Here is a 1,520-nt window from a genome sequence, read left to right on the forward strand (position 1 = left end):
ATGCGCATCCTTAGAAAGCGTGACGGCTGGCGAGCCAGGCGTCGCCGGCGTGGCTGGCGCATCCGGCTTCGAGAAGAAGCCGCGCACCAGCACGAAGAACACCGGCACGAAGAAGATACCGAGGAAGGTAGCCGTCAACATACCGCCCAGCACGCCGATACCGATGGCGTTCTGGCTGCCGGAACCGGCGCCGCTGGAGATGGCCAGTGGCAACACGCCCAGGCCGAAGGCAATCGAGGTCATCAGAATCGGACGCAGACGCAGACGCACCGCATGCAAGGTCGCGTCCAGCAGCGACATGCCCGATTCCTGCATTTCCTTGGCAAACTCGACGATCAGAATCGCGTTCTTCGCCGACAGGCCCACCACCGTGAGCAAGCCCACCTGGAAGTACACGTCGTTCGACAGGCCAAACATCCACGTACCGAGCACGGCGCCGATCACGCCCAGCGGTACCACCAGCAGCACGGAGAATGGAATCGACCAGCTTTCATACAGCGCGGCCAGGCACAGGAACACGATCAGCAGGGACAGCGCATACAGCTGCGGCGTCTGCGAACCGGATTCGCGCTCTTCCAGCGAGACGCCGGTCCAGCTGAAGCCTATGCCAGGCGGCAACTTGGCGACCATTTCTTCCATCGCGTTCATGGCCGCGCCCGTGCTTTGGCCCGGCGCCGGCGTACCGAGGATCTCAACCGACGGCAAGCCGTTGTAGCGTTCCAGGCGTGGCGACGCGTAAATCCACTTGCCGGTGGCAAAGGCCGAGAACGGCACCATCTGGCCAGCGGTATTGCGCACGAACCACTTGTTCAAGTCTTCCGGCAGCATGCGCGATTCGGCATTGCCTTGCATGAAGACTTTCTTCACGCGACCACGGTCGAGGAAGTCGTTGACATACGAACTACCCCAGCCCACGCTCAGCACGCGGTTGATTTCCGAGAGCTGCAAGCCCAGCGCAGTGGCTTTCTGCTGGTCGATGTCGATCTTGTACTGCGGCGTATCTTCCTGGCCGTTCGGGCGCACGCCCACCATGGCCGGATTCTGCGACGCCATGCCCAGCAACTGGTTACGCGCCGCCATCAGGGCGTCATGGCCGACACCGCCGATATCTTGCAGCTGCATGTCGAAACCGGTGGCGTTACCCAGTTCCAGCACGGCAGGGGGGGCGAACGTAAACACCATCGCATCCTTGATCTGCAACAACTTGCCCATGGCGCGACCGGCCACGGCCGGCGCTTTTTGCGCCACGTCCTTGCGCAGCGACCAGTCTTTCAGGCGCACGAAGGCGATACCCGTGTTCTGGCCGTTACCGCCGAAGCTGAAACCGGCGACGGCAAACACGGAAGCGACGTTGTCTTTCTCGCTGTTCATGAAGTGGTCTTCGACCTGCTCGATCACTTTCAGGGTGCGCTCTTGCGTGGCGCCCGTCGGCAATTGAATCTGCGTAAACAGGATGCCCTGGTCTTCTTCCGGCAGGAAGGAGGTCGGCAGGCGCATGAAGACGAATACCAGGCCGGCCA

1 protein-coding gene is annotated in these 1,520 nt (G+C 61.9%); it reads right to left on the reverse strand.

Translation table 11 applies throughout. The features are described from left to right. Positions 1 to 1,520, reverse strand: a 1,520-nt coding sequence (locus tag ASN89_RS22615; protein ID WP_235502047.1) for an efflux RND transporter permease subunit, incomplete at both ends; no start/stop codon positions are given.

Origin of the sequence: Janthinobacterium sp. Ant5-2-1, assembly GCF_001445815.1 — a bacterium.
Classification (GTDB): domain Bacteria; phylum Pseudomonadota; class Gammaproteobacteria; order Burkholderiales; family Burkholderiaceae_D; genus Janthinobacterium; species Janthinobacterium lividum_E.